Source organism: Sphingobium chlorophenolicum (assembly GCF_000722875.1).
GTDB classification, from domain to species: domain Bacteria; phylum Pseudomonadota; class Alphaproteobacteria; order Sphingomonadales; family Sphingomonadaceae; genus Sphingobium; species Sphingobium chlorophenolicum.
This window is the reverse complement of the sequence record NZ_JFHR01000033.1, coordinates 1-15,550: the sequence shown is the minus strand read 5'-3', so window position 1 is coordinate 15,550 and position 15,550 is coordinate 1. Positions and strand designations below refer to the sequence as shown.

The 15,550-nt window shown below is 62.0% G+C and carries 15 protein-coding genes and 2 pseudogenes; 1 reads left to right on the top strand and 16 read right to left on the bottom strand.

The window, feature by feature from the left end:
• Positions 1 to 106: 106 nt before the first annotated feature.
• Positions 107 to 953: pseudogene (locus tag BV95_RS24585) on the top strand (IS3 family transposase); the annotation flags it as partial.
• Between the two features lie 308 nt (positions 954 to 1,261).
• On the opposite strand, the gene BV95_RS14140 reads toward BV95_RS24585, so the two are convergent.
• The 16 genes and pseudogenes from BV95_RS14140 to BV95_RS14065 form a co-directional block, all read right to left on the bottom strand.
• The gene (locus BV95_RS14140; protein ID WP_037453082.1) at positions 1,262 to 1,489 is read right to left on the bottom strand and encodes a DUF2274 domain-containing protein; all 228 of its coding nucleotides are present in this window, start codon (positions 1,487 to 1,489) and stop codon (positions 1,262 to 1,264) included.
• 10 nt (positions 1,490 to 1,499) lie between these two features.
• On the bottom strand, positions 1,500 to 2,762 hold the full coding sequence (locus tag BV95_RS14135; protein WP_081873387.1) for a TraB/TrbI/VirB10 family type IV secretion system protein: 1,263 nt from the start codon (positions 2,760 to 2,762) through the stop codon (positions 1,500 to 1,502).
• Entirely contained in the window at positions 2,759 to 3,601 is an 843-nt protein-coding gene (trbG, locus tag BV95_RS14130; RefSeq protein WP_037453079.1) for a P-type conjugative transfer protein TrbG, read from the bottom strand. The genes BV95_RS14135 and trbG overlap by 4 nt, the downstream gene beginning before the upstream one ends.
• The gene (gene trbF / locus BV95_RS14125; protein WP_037453077.1) at positions 3,598 to 4,377 is read right to left on the bottom strand and encodes a conjugal transfer protein TrbF; all 780 of its coding nucleotides are present in this window, start codon (positions 4,375 to 4,377) and stop codon (positions 3,598 to 3,600) included. Before trbF ends, trbG begins: the two co-directional genes overlap by 4 nt.
• A gap of 2 nt (positions 4,378 to 4,379) precedes the next feature.
• A complete protein-coding gene (gene trbL / locus BV95_RS14120; protein ID WP_037453076.1) occupies positions 4,380 to 5,678 on the bottom strand; it encodes a P-type conjugative transfer protein TrbL in 1,299 nt (432 codons plus the stop codon).
• A 125-nt stretch (positions 5,679 to 5,803) separates the two neighbouring features.
• Positions 5,804 to 6,553 carry a P-type conjugative transfer protein TrbJ gene (trbJ, locus tag BV95_RS14115; protein WP_037453073.1) on the bottom strand — a complete coding sequence of 250 codons (750 nt, stop codon included), beginning with the start codon at positions 6,551 to 6,553 and terminating at the stop codon, positions 5,804 to 5,806.
• 1 nt (position 6,554) lies between these two features.
• Positions 6,555 to 9,005 carry a conjugal transfer protein TrbE gene (trbE, locus tag BV95_RS14110; RefSeq protein WP_037453071.1) on the bottom strand — a complete coding sequence of 817 codons (2,451 nt, stop codon included), beginning with the start codon at positions 9,003 to 9,005 and terminating at the stop codon, positions 6,555 to 6,557.
• On the bottom strand, positions 8,999 to 9,259 hold the full coding sequence (locus BV95_RS14105; RefSeq protein WP_037453067.1) for a VirB3 family type IV secretion system protein: 261 nt from the start codon (positions 9,257 to 9,259) through the stop codon (positions 8,999 to 9,001). Before BV95_RS14105 ends, trbE begins: the two co-directional genes overlap by 7 nt.
• Positions 9,256 to 9,588 (bottom strand): TrbC/VirB2 family type IV secretion system protein, encoded by a 333-nt coding sequence (locus BV95_RS14100; RefSeq protein ID WP_409372103.1) that lies wholly within the window; start codon positions 9,586 to 9,588, stop codon positions 9,256 to 9,258. Before BV95_RS14100 ends, BV95_RS14105 begins: the two co-directional genes overlap by 4 nt.
• Positions 9,585 to 10,574: a P-type conjugative transfer ATPase TrbB gene (gene trbB / locus BV95_RS14095; protein WP_037453060.1), complete on the bottom strand. Its 990-nt coding sequence runs from the start codon at positions 10,572 to 10,574 to the stop codon at positions 9,585 to 9,587. Before trbB ends, BV95_RS14100 begins: the two co-directional genes overlap by 4 nt.
• Positions 10,571 to 10,987, bottom strand: coding sequence for a hypothetical protein (locus BV95_RS14090; protein WP_037453057.1), 417 nt, complete (start codon positions 10,985 to 10,987; stop codon positions 10,571 to 10,573). The genes trbB and BV95_RS14090 overlap by 4 nt, the downstream gene beginning before the upstream one ends.
• The gene (locus BV95_RS14085) at positions 10,984 to 13,005 is read right to left on the bottom strand and encodes a conjugal transfer protein TraG (protein ID WP_037453054.1); all 2,022 of its coding nucleotides are present in this window, start codon (positions 13,003 to 13,005) and stop codon (positions 10,984 to 10,986) included. The genes BV95_RS14090 and BV95_RS14085 overlap by 4 nt, the downstream gene beginning before the upstream one ends.
• Positions 13,006 to 13,146: 141 nt before the next feature.
• Entirely contained in the window at positions 13,147 to 14,052 is a 906-nt protein-coding gene (locus BV95_RS14080; RefSeq protein ID WP_037453051.1) for a HEPN domain-containing protein, read from the bottom strand.
• Positions 14,053 to 14,108: 56 nt separating this feature from the next.
• Complete coding sequence (locus BV95_RS14075; RefSeq protein WP_037453048.1) at positions 14,109 to 14,525, bottom strand: DUF5615 family PIN-like protein; 417 nt, start codon at positions 14,523 to 14,525, stop codon at positions 14,109 to 14,111.
• Positions 14,522 to 15,343, bottom strand: coding sequence for a DUF433 domain-containing protein (locus BV95_RS14070; protein ID WP_202901565.1), 822 nt, complete (start codon positions 15,341 to 15,343; stop codon positions 14,522 to 14,524). The genes BV95_RS14075 and BV95_RS14070 overlap by 4 nt, the downstream gene beginning before the upstream one ends.
• Positions 15,344 to 15,387: 44 nt before the next feature.
• Positions 15,388 to 15,550, bottom strand: a pseudogene (locus BV95_RS14065) (IS5/IS1182 family transposase); the annotation flags it as partial.

The window sequence follows — 15,550 nt, the reverse complement described above, 5'->3', positions numbered from 1 at the left end:
TCGGTCCGCCTTCGGCGTTGTGAAGCGCGGAAGCGAAAGAAGCAGCGGGGGTTGGCACGATACCGGGCCGCGGTGAAGCGCCTGGCTGGCTCCAGGAGGTTCTGGCAAAAAAAGTGTAGCGCCTGGCCGACTGCGCGAGATCGTCCATTGGGTGCAGGATCGTTATCGGGTGAGCAAGCGGCTTAGCTGCGCGGTGCTCCGGTTCGATCGCAAGACGCACCGCTATCGGTCGATCCGAAGCGACCAGGCGCCACTCAGAAACAGGATCAAGGAGATCGCGGCGACCCGCGTGCGCTATGGCTATCGCCGTATTCATATCCTGCTCCGGCGCGAAGGCTGGCCTGTCAATGTGAAGCGGGTACACCGCCTTTATCGCCTGGAAGGTCTTAATTTACGGGCAAAAAGGCCGCGCCGGCGCGTCATGGCCGCGCGGCGGGTGGAACGGCCTCTGCCCTCGCACAGGAACGAATCTGGGCGATGGACTTTGTGTCCGATGCCCTGTTCTATGGTAAGCGCTTCCGGGCATTGACAGTCGTTGATACCTACGCCCGCAAGTGCCTCGCGATCCATGTCGATCAGGGGATCAAGGGCGAGCAGGTGGTCGCTGTCATGGATCGCCTGTTGTTCGAGCGCGGCGGCGCGCCTGCCAAGATCAGGGTGGACAACGGCCCGGAACTTATCTCGCGGACGCTCGACCACTGGGCCTACATCAACCGTGTCACGCTGGACTTCAGCAGGCCGGGAAAGCCTACCGAAAATGCTTTCGTGGAAAGCTTCAATGGCCGGCGCGCGATGAATGCCTGAACACGCACTGGTTCTTGTCTTTGGACGACGCCAGGAGCAAGATCGAGGCGTGGCGGACGGACTTCAACGAGACCCGACCTCACACATCCCTGGGGTTCATGACGCCTGCCGAATTTGCTTCATCGGCCGGGGTTAACCCCGGCCGATGAAGCGCCGGATCTCTCGTTCTGGCCGGTGGCAGAACCGGGACAGGGTCATCAACCGCAAGACTCTCGTTATGAGCGAGGGACTGCCGGGGGGCAGGTCAATAGCTGACCCTTTGCAGACGAAAAGCCGGCAAAGAATTTGATCCATTTTGGTTGTAATCATCTTGTAGCGTAGTCCCACCGAATGATCTTCTTGAGGGTTGAATGCTCAACATGATGCGGATGCTAGCGGCCAAACCGTGCCCTTCCATTCGAAGGGGAGCCGCTGCTGCTGATTCCTCACGTTGCACGTCAGGCTGTATGTAATCCAATTATGTCCGTCTCTCCAACGCTGCCCTTCCTTTCACAAAAGCTTTATCGCCCTCCAGAAAGGCAGCCAACATTGCAGGCACCAGCTCGATCAGCGGCTCCTCCCTTCCATAAATCTGACTATACAGCGTCGCATAATCAACCAACGCCTGGTAAAGATCCGGTGGGACCAATATCGTCAACTTCACTGGAGTACGATCTGGAATTCTTGGCAGTTTCAGTCCCACCATGATGTATTTCCTATTCTTTCCACGTGGGCAGGATCAGGTCGCGCTGCACCAAAAGCCTCACCGGTGTCCCTGGCCGGATCGTGATAGTGGGCTGAACCTGCAGATTCCGCTGAGCGATCTGATCGCCAGCACGGGCGACATTCTGCTGCGTCGCTTCGCGCATCGCCTGAACGAGATCGCTCTCCCCTGAAAAAGTCAGATTGGCTCCAACACCCAGCAATGTCGCAATGGCAACGCCTTTCAGCAGGCGGCCGCTATGCTGGTCTACCCGATCGCTTAAGCCAGTATAGCCAGCTGGATCGGTGGCCGGTGCATTATCCAAACGGATGGAGCTTCCATCGGGCAAGATGATCCGCTGCCAGGCAATTAATGCACGACTCTGGCCGTAGGCGACGGCGCTATCATATTCCCCGATGAGCCTCGCGCCCTGCGGAATGAGCAAGATGCGGCCGGTCGCACTATCATAGACCCGCTCCGAGACCTGTGCGGTAACCAGACCGGGAAGATCGGAGCGGAGACCGGTTATAAGGCTCCCTGCGATCACGCTGCCCGCCGAAACTATGCTCGCCGAAATTGGCCGCTCGAGAGTGTAAGGGTTTGTGGTGTTTCCTTTATCCAACGCTGCCATGAAACGCAGCTTGCGGGCCTGGGCGTTTTGATCGCGATCGGGATCAATGGTCCCCTCTGTCACCGATACCTGAGCGGGCTGATCCATGGACGTGGGTTTGCCAGTCCCCTCACTTGTCGCTTCCGATTCCCGCGACGAAGTCGTTGCCAGCAAAGTCGATTGCCGGGCTGACCGCAACTCAGCGACATCCCGCTCGCGCGCGGCGGCCGCGTCCCGTGCGGCTAGAGCGGCTGCATCATCCCCGACTGGCAGTTGGCTCGCGCGTTCGCGCTGCCGATGGAGGATAGGCCTACCCAAATCACCCGGCAACGGTGGCCCTAATTGTGGCACCGCATCATAGCTTTTCGGCAGGCCGGAAAGGGAATCGGCAGGCGATCCCGTCTTTTCCACGCCTTCGGCAAACATTACCTGACCGACATGACGGTTCGAGGTCAGCGCCCACCAGGCCGTCCCCGCCAGCGCGCAGGAGGCGACCGCAGCAGCACCGATCAAGACCTCTCGCTTGAACCGCAAGGCGCGAACCGGCTGGGCGCGCATTTGCAGGGAAGCAGGATTTTCCTTTCGGGAGGCGTTTGCCGTGATAGTTGCCACTTCCTCGCCTGGCCCCGCCGCCAATGCGGGTTCCTCTTGTCCGATCTCCGTCATGAGCGCCTCCCAGACTTGCCGGGGGCCACGCGGCTGATCCGAACGATCTGCTGTTTCTTCGACCCGAACCGGAGTTCCGCCCGATCGAAGATCCGGTCCACCACGTAAAACCGGTCCTTGAGGCGGTAATTTACCAACTGCACGTCGCCCTTCTGGTCGACCAGAAAAAGCGGCGGCGCATCACCCGCGACAATGGATGCGGGAAACTCGACAAAGGTCTGTCGGCCATCATCGAACGCACGCACAGGTCGCCAGGCAGGCCTGTCGCCGGAAATCTCATAATTGAAATGCAGTTGCTCCACGGCAATCCCCGACGACACCGGTTCCCGAATCTTCGCCTCGTCCGTCGCGCGGCGCAGCGCCAGCAACGCATCCTGGGGATAGGACCAGGATATGCCGGTAAGCGCCGTACGGGCCGTGCTCACCAGTGACAGATGATAGGCGCGTCGATCGGTCGTAATGAGGAGATTGGTCGAAAGACCGGCCATGCTCGGCTTGACGAGCACATGGACCTGCTTCGCAGTCCCCTCGCCGCTGCTTGTGTCGCCGATGATCCAGCGCACCGTGTCACCGCTCGCCACCGCCACCAGCGTCTCGCCAGGCTCGAGCGATATGTCGGAGACATACTCAGGCGCGGTAATCAGTTTGTAGATGGTGCCCACAGCATAGGGATAGACCTGCACCGCGTTCAGGAACCTGTCCGCTTTTGGACTCGACGTTGCCGCCTGATTGGCCGCGTTGACGATGGTGGACGATCCCGCCCCCGTGGCATCTGCTGCTTTTGCCGGACACGCGATGAGTGGCAGCAGAACGCATGGAAGGACATGATAGGGTTTCATCGGGCGACCTCCGGCATTTCGGTGGATGGGCGAGAGACTGCGGATGGTTTCGGCGCTGCGGTTGCGGCCGCCTGCCCGGCACCGGGACCATCGCCATCCACCTCCCGGCTCCAATCGATGCCATCGACATAGATGCCGAGCGGGTTGCGGCGCAGGCTATCAGTCGTCCGCTGCGTTCGAGTTTTGACGGTGAGGATCGCGGTCCAGCGTGACGTGCCGGCAAGGCTCCCCCGCTCATATTCGCTTTCGATCCATTTGAGCTGGAAGGATTTATCCGACGCGCGCAGCACACTGGTCACCTGAATGGAAATCGTGCGCTCCCCGATCCGCGCGAAAGGCTGCCGGGCACGTGCATATTCCCCGAGGAACAGCCCCCCGCGCTCGGACACGAAATCATAAGCCTGGAGCCAGTTGCGGCGCATCAGTACCGGATCGAGCGACACCCCACGGACATTCTCGATGAAGCGAGAGAGCTGCCACGCGATCTGGGGATCGGTGGGCTGATAGTTGCCTTCAACCTCTGTCACCGCCCGCGCCTCGCCCAATCGGTCGACCTCGACGACATAGGGCACCACCCGGCTCTGCGACGACTGCCAGATGAGACCGACCGCCATGGCGCTCGACAGGGTCAGGGTTCCAAAGGCCATCAACCGCCAATTACGGGCTTGCACGCGCGCGCTGCCGATCCGTTCATCCCAGACCTGGCCGGCTCGGCTGTAGCGCGTCTCAGGCTGCGGCGTCTTGCCATATCGCTGGATCGTTCGTCGAAAGATCATGATCAGTCGTCCTTTTCATGGATGTCGGGGGTGGCTGCCGCGCTGCCGCGATCACCCTCTTTCAGGGTCTGCACGGCAAGATGCCGATGATGCCGGCCATCCTGCCGACGTTGCATCGCTTGCGCCCAGTTCGGCACATTACTGGTCGACGATGAGCCGGATGCATCGGCAGCGCCGGTACCCAACGCCGACCAGGCCGCTTCCCGGCCACGCTCGGCGGCTTCGCCAAGGCCGAGCGCCTGTTCCGCCTTGTTGCGCAGCCCGTGCGCGGCAGCCTTGGCTACGCCACCGAGGCCGGCGGACATGCTGTTGGAACCAGATGTTTCCTGCCCCAATTGGTAGGCGGCCTGCGCGGCTGTACCCATATTCGTGCCTGCCCGGATCGCTGCCAGCGCGCCACCGGACAGCGCTCGTCCCGCACCCATTGTTGCTGCGCCGCCCAGCATCGCAACACCGGCGGCACCGGCCACGCTGCCAACGGCGGCGCCAGCCCCCAATTGCGGCGCGCCGGAGGCAAGACCCGACGCCATGGCCGGCGCGAAAATGCCCAGGCCAAACAGGGCCAGCGCTGCGAGAACCAGACTCATCGCCGCACCGATATCGGGCTCCTGCTCGTTCAGCGCGCCCACCATCTCGGCAAAGAAGCTGGAGCCGATGCCGACGATGACGCCCAGCACCATGACCTTGATCCCGGAACTGACCACATGACCCAGCACACGCTCGGCCAGAAAGCTGGTGCGGTTCCAGAGCGCAAAGGGAATGAGAATGAAGCCCGCCAGCGAGACGAGCTTGAACTCGATCACGGTCACGAACATCTGCACGGCGAGAATGAAGAAGGCGATGATGACGATCGCCCACGCGAAGAGCAAAATCGCGATCATCAGGAAATTGTCGAAGAAGCTGGTGAACCCCATCAGCTCCGAGGCCTGGTTGAGCAGTGGCCAGGCGGCTTCGAACCCTGTCCCGGCAAGCCGTCCGGGTTTCAGGAGATCGTCCGCCGAGATGCTGCCCCCGCCCGCGGTCAGACCCGCTGCGGCAAAGGAGCGGAAGATGATCTCCGACAGGGTCGAGAAGCTGTTGATGATGTAGGCAAAGGCACCCACAAACAGGATCTTCTTCAAAAACCGGCCGATCACGTCCTGCTCGCCGCCCATCGCCCAGAAGAGCGCCGCGAGCGTGATGTCGATCCCGATCAGCGTCGCAGTGAGGAAGCGGACATCGCCGCCCAGCAGGCCGAAGCCGCTGTCGATATAGGCGATGAAGGTCGCCATGAACCGGTCGATGACATTGAGGTCAGACATGGTCTGTGATCCCTGGCAATGGGTGTCGCGGAGCCCCGCCATCGAGAGGGGCTGACAAGCAGCGAGGCTCCGCGACGAGGCAGCGTCCGGCCGTGGGGGAGCGGTGGGACCAGCGCTGCCTCATCTCAACGGGGCGTGTAGGCGGAACCCGAGCCCAGGAATTGCCGCGTCGCGGTGCGCGCATCGGCCTCGGCTTGAACCCGCCGCGCCTGTTCCACCGCTTCGGCGCGGTAATGCGCGGCCATCATATTCTGAATCTGGAGCTGCTGCTTGGTGGCGAGCGCGAGCAGTTGGTTGGTCGCTTGGGTCGCCTGCAACGCACCCTCCGCATTCTCGCTCCTGGCGGACAGGGCTTCCAGCGTCTGTGCATCCTGCGTCACATTGCCGACGACCTGGGACTGGACGGCCATGCTCTGCTGGAAGGCGGCCATGGCAGTGTCGAAACGTTCGCGCGCATTACCCAACCGCACGTCCATCCGCAGCGCGGCATCATAATCGGTGGGAAACAGCCGGCGGAACTGCGCGTCGAGATTGCCGATCCTGAAATCGATGCCCTGCGCCTGCTCCATGAGCTGGTCGACTGCGCGCAACTTGTCGGTCAGCTGCTGAAGTTCGGGGAAGCTGATGCGGCTCAGATTCTTCGCCATGTTGGTCAGCATGGACGCTTCGTTCTGGAGCGACTGGATCTGCTGGTTGATCTGCTGGAGCGTGCGCGCCGCAGTCAGCAGGTTCTGCGCATAATTGGCGCTGTCAAACACGGGGATAGCCTGCGCCGGGCGGCTCTGGAGCAGAAAGCCCGCGCCCGCCGCACTGGCGCCGCCGAGTGCAAGGACGGACGCGATCAGATATTTGCGGACTAGCAAACGGGAATTCATCTCAATTCTCCTTGGATTGGCGAAGGGAGGCAATGGGAAAGCGGGCGAGGTCATCGGCGGCAGGGCCAAGGCCGCAGCCCTCCAGCCAATGCTGCGCAAACTGGCCGGGGCCATGCTCGGCAAGGATCGCATCGATCCGGGTCTGGCTGTCCGGGTCCGATGCCCCGCATAGCGCGAGGGCTATTGGCCCCAGCCCGAGTTCGAACAGGCGGTTGCCGCGCTGGGATTGCAGATAATAATGGCGCTTGGGCGTTGCCCGGCTGACAAGCTCGATCTGCCGCGCGTTGAGGCCGAAGCGCTCATAGGCGGCGCGGGATTGCGGTTCGATCGCCCGGTCGTTGGGGAGGAGGATACGCTGCAGGCAACTTTCGATGATGGCGGGCGCGATACTGCTCTCGCTGATGTCCGCCAGGCTCTGGGTGGCAAACAGCACCGACACATTCTTCTTGCGCAGCGTCTTCAGCCATTCGCGGATGCGCGCGGCGAACAGCGGATCGTCGAACAGGCTCCAGGCCTCGTCCAAAATCATAAGGGTCGGACACCCGTCGAAGCGCTGCTCGATCCGGTGGAACAAATAGGTCAGCACCGGGGCGACCAGCCCCTTGCGGCCCATCAACGCTTCGGTCTCGAAACACTGAACATCGGCAAAGGCCAGCCGTTCGGTCGCAGCGTCCAGAAACGCGCCATGGCTGCCGTCCAGCAGATAAGGCGCGAGTGCCAGACGCAGGGCATTGGACTGGAGAAGAAGTGAAAGCCCGGTCAAGGTTCGCTGCTCAATGGGCGCGGATGCCAGGTTGGACAGTGCCGACCAGAGTGCATCCTTGATCTCGGGCGTCACCAGCACCCGCTCCTGGGCCAGCAATCCGCTCAACCATTCGGCGGCCCAGCTGCGCTCGCGCTCGTCGTCGATGGCGTGTAGGGGTTGGAAGGAAAGCGGATCGTCTTCCCCTTCTCCAGTGCCGAGCGCATGATGGCTGCCGCCCATCGCCAGGATGGCGGCACGGGCGGATCGGCCCATGTCGAAATAGACGATGCGCGAGCCGGCATAACGGCGAAATTGCAGTGCGATGAAGGAGAGCAGCACCGACTTGCCCGAACCGGTCGGGCCGACGACCATCATATGCCCAACGTCACCGATATGGGTGGAGAGCCGAAACGGCGTCGTTCCACTTGTCTTCGCCTGCAACAATACTGGCCCTGCAAGATGGCGATTATCCACCGGCCCGGCCCAGACGGCGGACAGCGGCATCAAATGCGCGAGATTGAGGCTGTGGACCAGCGGCTGGCGGACATTGGCATAGACCTGCCCCGGCAGGCTCGACAGCCAGGCCTCGACGGCATTGACCGTTTCCCGGATGCAGCTGAACCCCAGACCGTTGACGACCCGCTCGACCGCCCGCACCTTGGCCTCGACCGCCGCGACGTCGCCGTCCGACACGGTGATCGTCGTCGTCAGATAGCCAAAGGCAACATGATCGCCGCCCAGCGCCTGCAGCGCGAGGTCCGCGTCCACCACCTTGTTGTCGGCATCGCTGTCGAGCAGCTGCGTGGGCTGGTTATACATCACCTCGCGCAACAGCGCGGTGATGGACTTGCGCTTGTTGAACCATTGGCGGCGGAGTTTGGTGAGGACTCGGGTCGCATCGCTCTTGTCGAGCGCGATGAAGCGCGTGACCCAGCGATAGCCGAAATCCTGGTGGTTGAGCGCATCGAGTAAACCCGGATGACTCGCATTGGGAAAGCCGAGGACGGTAATGGTACGTAAGTGCGTCTCGCCGAGGCGGGGTTCGAGTCCGCCGACCAGCGGCGTATCCGCCAACAGGGCGTCGAGATAGACCGGCGTCTCGGGCACCATGATCGGATGACTCCGATCCGATATCGCGCCGTGGAGAAAGCTCAGCGTCCCGGCGTCATCGAGCGGAGCCACTTGCGGCATGAAGCCGGCGAACAGGTCGATGATGCGTCCGGTCTCCGCCGCGAAACTTGCAAGCGCCTGTCGCCAATCCCGCCACTTTTCCGCATCGGGCCGATCGATCAGCCGCCTGCTTGCCGCATCACTGCTGTCGGCGGGCGGAAGCCAGACCAGCGTTGCATGATAGACGCTTTCGAAATGCCGTCCCCGGCCTTCAAATTGCCCGCGCCGTTCTTCATCGACAAGCCTGGACGCGGCATCTTCGAAAGCGCCGGTCGGATAGCCGATGGCCTCGCGCCGTTCGGCTTCGAAAAACAGCGCCCAGCCCGATCCGAGGCGCCTGAGCACATTATTGGCACGAGCGCAGGCGGAAACCAGTTCGGCGTCCGTCGCGCTTTCCAGATCGGGACCGCGGAACCGGAATGTGCGCTGGAAGCTGCCGTCCTTGTTGAGCATGATGCCGGGCGCGACGAGCGCCACCCACGGCAGATGGTCGGCCAACCGATCAGCCCGCGACCGATATTCCGCGAGATTCAACATGCCCAATATCCTTTCTGCCGGAGGTGGCGAATGAGGACGGGCGCGAAATCAGGATCACGCCTTGTGGCGATGACCGCGATGCTATGCCCGATCGCCCAGACGACGATCCCGATCAGCCATTGCTGGAGGCCAAGGCCGATCGCGGCCGCCAAGGTCCCGTTGAGGATTGAAAGGCCCCGCGGTGCGCCGCCCAATAATATAGGGGAAGCCAAGCTCGCATGGATCGGCACCTCGAAGCCTTCGATCGCGCTCATGCAACCAGCGCCCCGCCGCCAAAGCTGAAGAAGGAGAGAAAGAAGGACGAGGCCGCAAATGCGATCGACAGGCCAAAGACGATCTGGATGAGCCGGCGGAACCCGCCCGAGGTTTCGCCAAAGGCGAGGGTCAGGCCGGTGGTGATGATGATGATCACCGCGACGATCTTGGCGACCGGCCCCTGGACGGACTCCAGCACCTGTTCCAAAGGTTGTTCCCAAGGCATGCCCGATCCGGCAGCCTGCGCGGTGGCGGCGACGACCGTCAGACCGAATGCGATAGCGGCAGCTGCCGCATGTATGCGACGGAGTTTGGCACTGATAATCATGGACATTCTCCTATTGGAGTTGGCGCAATAAGAAGTTCGGTCAGCCGGTAGGCACCTTCAGGATCGAGCCCCTCGACACGCATGAGGCTGGTGAGCCGCCGGGCGGCGCCGCGACCGGACAGAAATGCGATGAGATCGATGCCATCGGCGATGAGAGCGCGCGGCACAGTTGCGACCGCCTCCTGCACCAGGCTTTCGATCCGGCTGAGCGCGGACACCGCGCTGTTGGCATGGACCGTCGCGATCCCACCTGGATGCCCGGTGTTCCAGGCCTTCAGCATGTCGAGCGCTTCCGGCCCCCGGACCTCGCCGACAATGATCCGGTCAGGCCGCAGGCGCAGGGTCGAGCGGACGAGATCCGTCATTGTCACCGACCCCGCGCGCGTACGCAGCGCCACGGTATCGGCGGCCGGGCTTTGCAGTTCGCGCGTATCCTCGATCAGGATCAGCCGTTCGTCGGCCGCCCCGATTTCCCCGAGCAGCGCGTTGGCGAGCGTCGTTTTCCCTGAGCTTGTGCCGCCGGCCACCAATATGTTGCACCGGTTGCGCACGGCCTGGCGCAGCAGGCCGGCGGCCTCTTCGCTGATGATGCCGTCGCTGACATAGTCGGCGAGACTATAGGGCCGCGATGCGGGCTTGCGGATCGCAAAGCAGGGACCCGGCGAGACCGGCGGCAGGATGGCTTCGAACCGTTCACCCGCCCGTCCTTCGGCATGCGAGGGCAGTTCGGCGGAGAGGATCGGCGCGCCAGCATGCACTTCGGCCCGGACATGCGAAGCGACCAGGCGGATGATTCGTTCGATTTCCGCTGACGGCAGATAGATGTCGGTATCGACCCTTCCCTCGCCCAATAGGTCGAGGCGCAGGGCGCCGTCGGGATTGACCATGATCTCGATCACGCGTGGATCACCCAGTGCGGCGGCAATCGCCGGACCCATGGCGGTGCGCAGCATGATCTTGCGCCGCTCGATCGCCGTGTCGGTCATGCGGCGCCTCCCTCGACGCCTGTCGGCGCGATTGTCCGCTTGCCGGTCGCGATCTGGCGGCCGACCTGCGCGATGAAGACCTCGAACCGTTCTCGCCCCTCGGCGCGGCCCGCGGCATCATTGTCCGCGAGCGGCGGCGTCACCATCAACTGATAGCGGATGAACAGCGCCAAGCTTTCGAGGAGGATGTCGATGTCCCGCCGCGCACCGGCCAGTTCCTTCGACAGCTCGTTCAGCCGCATGCGAAGGGCTGCGTCGGCTTCGCTGATACCGCGATTGCGGATCCAGGCGCTGAGCGCATCGTTGACCAGCCGACTCTTGTTGCCGGAACGGCCCTTGGCGAGCGCCTCCAGCGCATCGCCGATCTCCCGGTCGATGTAGAGATTCTGGCGGATTTTGGGTGCGCGTTTCATAGGCCCAGCACCCTCTCCTGATCGGATGCCAGATCGATGGCATGGCCACGGACAACAGGCGCCATTTTCCGGGCCTGTTCCATCGCGCGCTTGTCGGAGACGACATCTTCGTCTTCCGCGATCGAACGATCAGGATCAGGCTCTGGAATCTCCTTTTCCGATCGGCCATCCATCTCGATGGTAGGGTGGCGCTGCTGCTCCCTGCCGCCCTCATCTGCGGGCGCGTTAGCGGCTTCGCTCGCAACCTGGCCGCCTTGGGCATGGCATTGCTCCGCCCAATCGTCCGTCCGTGGTTCCGGGCGGTCGGCATAGCCTTTGTCGCTGAGCACAGGCGGCGGCGCGACGCGCGCGGTAAAATTTCGGTCGGCATAATAGCGCAATTTGCGGGCGCGGATCGGGGGAAGACCGGCGACCAGCACCAGTTCCTCATCGGCGGAAAGCTGCATGACCTCGCCGGGCGTCAGGAGCTGGCGCGCCGTTTCCTGGCGGCTGACCATGACATGGGCAAGCCAGGGCGCGAGCCGGTGGCCGGCGTAGTTGCGCATGGCACGCTGCTCCGTGGCGGTGCCCAGCGCATCGGAAATCCGCTTGGCGGTCCGTTCGTCATTGGTCGCGAAGGCGATGCGGATGTGGCAATTGTCCAGGATCGCATTATGCTCTCCATAGGCCTTCTCGATCTGGTTGAGGCTCTGGGCGATCAGAAAGGCGCGGATGCCGTAGCCTGCCATGAAGGCAAGGCTGGTTTCGAAAAAATCGAGCCGCCCCAACGCCGGGAACTCGTCCAGCATCATGAGGAGCTGGTGCCGGCTACCGCGGACCCCCTGCTGGTCGAGATGTTCGGTGAGGCGACGGCCAATCTGGCTGAGAATGAGGCGGATCAGCGGCTTGGTGCGGCTGATGTCCGATGGCGGCACGACCAGATAGAGCGAACAGGGCCGCGCGCCGTCCATGAGGTCGGCGATCCGCCAGTCGCAGCGGGACGTTACTTGCGCGACAGTGGGGTCGCGGTAGAGGCCGAGGAAAGACATGGCGGTAGACAGGACGCCCGATCGTTCATTCTCGCTCTTGTTGAGCAATTCGCGCGCGGCGGACGCGACAACGGGATGCACCTGCGGCGCTTTGTCGGTCCCCAGATGGTTCGCGGTCATCATCCGGTGCAGGGTCGCGGCGAAGCTGCGCCTGGGATCGGAGAGGAAGGTCGCGACATGCGCGAGGGTCTTTTCCTCCTCGGCGTAAAGGATATGGAGGATCGCGCCCACCAGCAGCGAATGGCTGGTCTTTTCCCAATGATTGCGGGTCGTAAGCGCGCCTTCCGGGTCGACCAGGATATCGGCGATATTCTGCACGTCCCGCACTTCATCGGCGCCGCGACGCACTTCGAGCAGCGGATTATAGGCGGCCGAGCGCATATCGGTCGGGTTGAACAGCAGGCAATGCGAGAAGCGCGAGCGCCAGCCGGCGGTCAGGGTCCAGTTTTCGCCCTTGATGTCATGGATAACCGCTGAACCCGTCCAGGAAAGCAGAGTCGGGACGACCAGCCCGACCCCCTTGCCGGACCGGGTCGGCGCGAAGGCCATGACATGTTCGGGGCCATCATGGCGCACATAGCGCGTTCCATGCAGCCCCAGCATGAAGCCCGTTTCACGGTACAGACCGGCGCGTTGCATGTCTGCATGGGTAGCCCAGCGTGCCGAACCATAGGTGGTGACATGGCGCGACTGGCGCGCGCGCCACAGCGACCCGAAGATCGCGGCGCCGCAGCCCGCAAAGCCGCTGGCCGCGGCCAGTGTACCAGCCTTGTCGAAGACGATCGGCGCATAGGCGTCGAAATGATACCACCAGCCAAACAGCGCCCATGGCTTATAGACAGGAACATCGCCAACCGCGAACCAAGCGGGGCCAAGCTGCGGCTGATAGGCCAGCATGGATGCCGCCCATTGCGTGGCGGCCCAGATGCCGGCGATGACAATGACGAATACGACCAGAATCTGGCCGATCAGCAATTTGGTCGGTGTCACGAAAAGCTCCCGCTCGCCGGACAGGACCGGGTCGAGCGGGATGAAAATCCGCGAAATTCAATCAGAGGGACAGGGTGCAGATCGGCGCAAATCGGCCCAAGTCGGACCCGTCTAGTCTATCGATCGGGAAACCTCGTTCGATCAGGCCCCGGCGTCGATCCGCAGTTGCTCGATCCGTTCACGGGCCGACAGATCGACGGCATCCCGCAAGGCACGGACGGACGCGGCGATGGTTTCAAGATCTTCGACAGTAATGTCATATTGTGTAGAATAGCGTGCCTCGACATAAGCGCGCTTGAGGAGTTCGAAATGGCGTCGTTCCGCTCTCGTGGCGCGCGGCCATGCAGGGATCAACCGAGGTTCAATGCCTTCGGTAAGAGATCGAAGAAATTTTATGTTATGCGAGCGCGGAAAATATAGAGTTCGAGTAAGAAGGAGACTTATGTAAGCTCGCTCTGCTGCCTGATGATAAAGAAATGCGGCATCCTTATATTCGTTCTCTTCGACCGCAAAGGCTGCAATCTTTAACGCACTATCTGTTTTCCTGATCCAATCGGTGAAGTATGAGGATGCCATTTCCCAAGCATCAATTGGCGTGAGGGGTTGCGGAAGGGAAAGAGCGTTACCAGGAAGATCGTACAGAACAATGCCATCCCGTGCGATATCCACCCAGAAATATTCGCCTTTGCGAAGACCCTGGTTCACCTCGTCGAGCGTGTGAACGATGATATTGACCGGACGACGAACTTCCTCGTCGCGCAGGATCTTGTCCTCGGCGACATACCAATAATCGGCGACATCGGTGAGGTCGGCATGGCTGACGATGATCAGTAGATCGAAATCGGACTGGTATCCATTTTCAGGCTCATCCACCCAGTCGGAGCGGGAATAGCTGCCGAACAGGATGATCTTGAGGATCTTGCCGTTGCGCTTCCAGGATTGGCTGGCCCGCGACGTCGCTTCGGCAAATTCTGCCTGCAGGATTTTCTGGACCCGATCCAGCTCGGTCCGCTGGACATCCGGCAGGTGATCAAGGTCCATCTTCATAGCCGGATTCTCGCGAGATTTCCTCCCCTTGGCAAGCCCATATGGTCATGGGCCGCTTAATCCGCAGGCAATGCATATCGCGTCACCCTGAGTTGCCCGTCGGGCTCCAGCGAGATTTCCAGCACCTGATTGACAAGATCGGGATCGGCGTCGAGTTCGCGGAGCGCCTGCTCGAACAGTTCGATCTGCAAATCGCGAAGCATGCCGTCGGGACCATTGAGGCAGATGAGACCCGCATGCAGATCGGCGCGGACATATTGCCCCTTCTGGCCCGGACGCGATGACTCCCCGCGAAAATCGATGGAGTTTCGCGTGACGAACGTCCAGTCACCCTCGATGATCAACGGGAGGAGATCCCAGTCCTTCGCACCGGCACGGCCCAACCAGACGATATGGGAGGATTCCCCAAATCCATGCTGCTGCGCCAGTTCGGTCAGCTTGGGGCTGAGGCATTCATCGATCAGGAATTTCATCCGGCGCGCCTGCGCGGCACCCGATGCTCGGAAAGCTTGCGACTGCCTTTGGGGAGGCCCGACAGCAAAGGCCGGGGCCTGCCGCGCAGTGGATTGGCCTCGGCATACAGAAGCGCAAGCGCGAGCTTGTCACGTGTCAGCGAGGGATAGTCCTCCAATATCTCGTCTTCCGGTACGCCCGCGGCCATGGCTGCCGCGATATCATGGACCGGAATGCGCGTACCCCCGATTATGGGCGTGCCGCCGAGTATATCGGCGGACGAGATGACCAGTTCGCGGGCAGCATCCAACCGCGCCAGCCGTTCGATCGACCGCTCGAAAAAGGGACGCAGATCGATCGTCAGGAATTCGTCGCGCACCGTCCAGTCGGCCTTCAGCATTTCCGCGGTGGCCGTCCTGTCCCAACGGCGCAGGCGCGGCTCGGCCGATCGGATCGCGAACAGGCGCTCCTCCGAGGTCAGCCGCTTCGCACTCTCAAAATAGAAAGTGATCAGCGAGCAGGCCGCCGCGACGACGTGACGGCCATTATCGAGCGAGACCAGTGTATCAGGCAGGATGCGCTCGTCGATCACGCGATTAACATCGCGCAGGCTAACGCGCGAGACGACAGCCGCCTCCGTCGCTTTCAGCATTTCCATCGCGCTGTGCATCATTGCGTCCATTTCATTAAATCTTCCGGTCCACCGGAATATATAGAGCGATGCAACAGTTTTCAAGAACAGCATCGACGGCGCAAACGGAACGATTGCAACCGAGGGCAAATGGTCAACGCCTCCCAAGCGGAGACCGAAGGCCTTTCCCGGAAGCGCGCGCCGCATTCTCCTTGCCCGACCAGGCACATTCGATTAAGGCGTGTGGACATTTAGCGCATAGCGATCTTCAGGGCCGCAAGGTTGATCATGGCGCGGTAGCTCTGATCAGTTTTCTCGTATCGGGTAGCGATGCGCCGGAATGTTTTGAGGCTACAGAAGAAGTTCTCGACGAGGTGCCTCCAGCGATAGGCATGGAAGTCGCAGTCGATTTTT

What these genes read in the sequence shown, in the direction of transcription:
- BV95_RS14135 (WP_081873387.1), bottom strand. Translation starts at nt 2,762, where the DNA reads ATGACGGAGATCGGACAAGAGGAACCCGCATTGGCGGCGGGGCCAGGC.
- BV95_RS14140 (WP_037453082.1), bottom strand. Translation starts at nt 1,489, where the DNA reads ATGGTGGGACTGAAACTGCCAAGAATTCCAGATCGTACTCCAGTGAAG.
- BV95_RS14080 (WP_037453051.1), bottom strand. Translation starts at nt 14,052, where the DNA reads ATGAAGATGGACCTTGATCACCTGCCGGATGTCCAGCGGACCGAGCTG.
- BV95_RS14090 (WP_037453057.1), bottom strand. Translation starts at nt 10,987, where the DNA reads ATGAAACGCGCACCCAAAATCCGCCAGAATCTCTACATCGACCGGGAG.
- trbF (WP_037453077.1), bottom strand. Translation starts at nt 4,377, where the DNA reads ATGATCTTTCGACGAACGATCCAGCGATATGGCAAGACGCCGCAGCCT.
- BV95_RS14105 (WP_037453067.1), bottom strand. Translation starts at nt 9,259, where the DNA reads ATGAGCGCGATCGAAGGCTTCGAGGTGCCGATCCATGCGAGCTTGGCT.
- trbL (WP_037453076.1), bottom strand. Translation starts at nt 5,678, where the DNA reads ATGTCTGACCTCAATGTCATCGACCGGTTCATGGCGACCTTCATCGCC.
- BV95_RS14075 (WP_037453048.1), bottom strand. Translation starts at nt 14,525, where the DNA reads ATGAAATTCCTGATCGATGAATGCCTCAGCCCCAAGCTGACCGAACTG.
- trbJ (WP_037453073.1), bottom strand. Translation starts at nt 6,553, where the DNA reads ATGAATTCCCGTTTGCTAGTCCGCAAATATCTGATCGCGTCCGTCCTT.
- BV95_RS14070 (WP_202901565.1), bottom strand. Translation starts at nt 15,343, where the DNA reads ATGCGGCGCGCGCTTCCGGGAAAGGCCTTCGGTCTCCGCTTGGGAGGC.
- BV95_RS14100 (WP_409372103.1), bottom strand. Translation starts at nt 9,588, where the DNA reads ATGATTATCAGTGCCAAACTCCGTCGCATACATGCGGCAGCTGCCGCT.
- trbB (WP_037453060.1), bottom strand. Translation starts at nt 10,574, where the DNA reads ATGACCGACACGGCGATCGAGCGGCGCAAGATCATGCTGCGCACCGCC.
- trbG (WP_037453079.1), bottom strand. Translation starts at nt 3,601, where the DNA reads ATGAAACCCTATCATGTCCTTCCATGCGTTCTGCTGCCACTCATCGCG.
- trbE (WP_037453071.1), bottom strand. Translation starts at nt 9,005, where the DNA reads ATGTTGAATCTCGCGGAATATCGGTCGCGGGCTGATCGGTTGGCCGAC.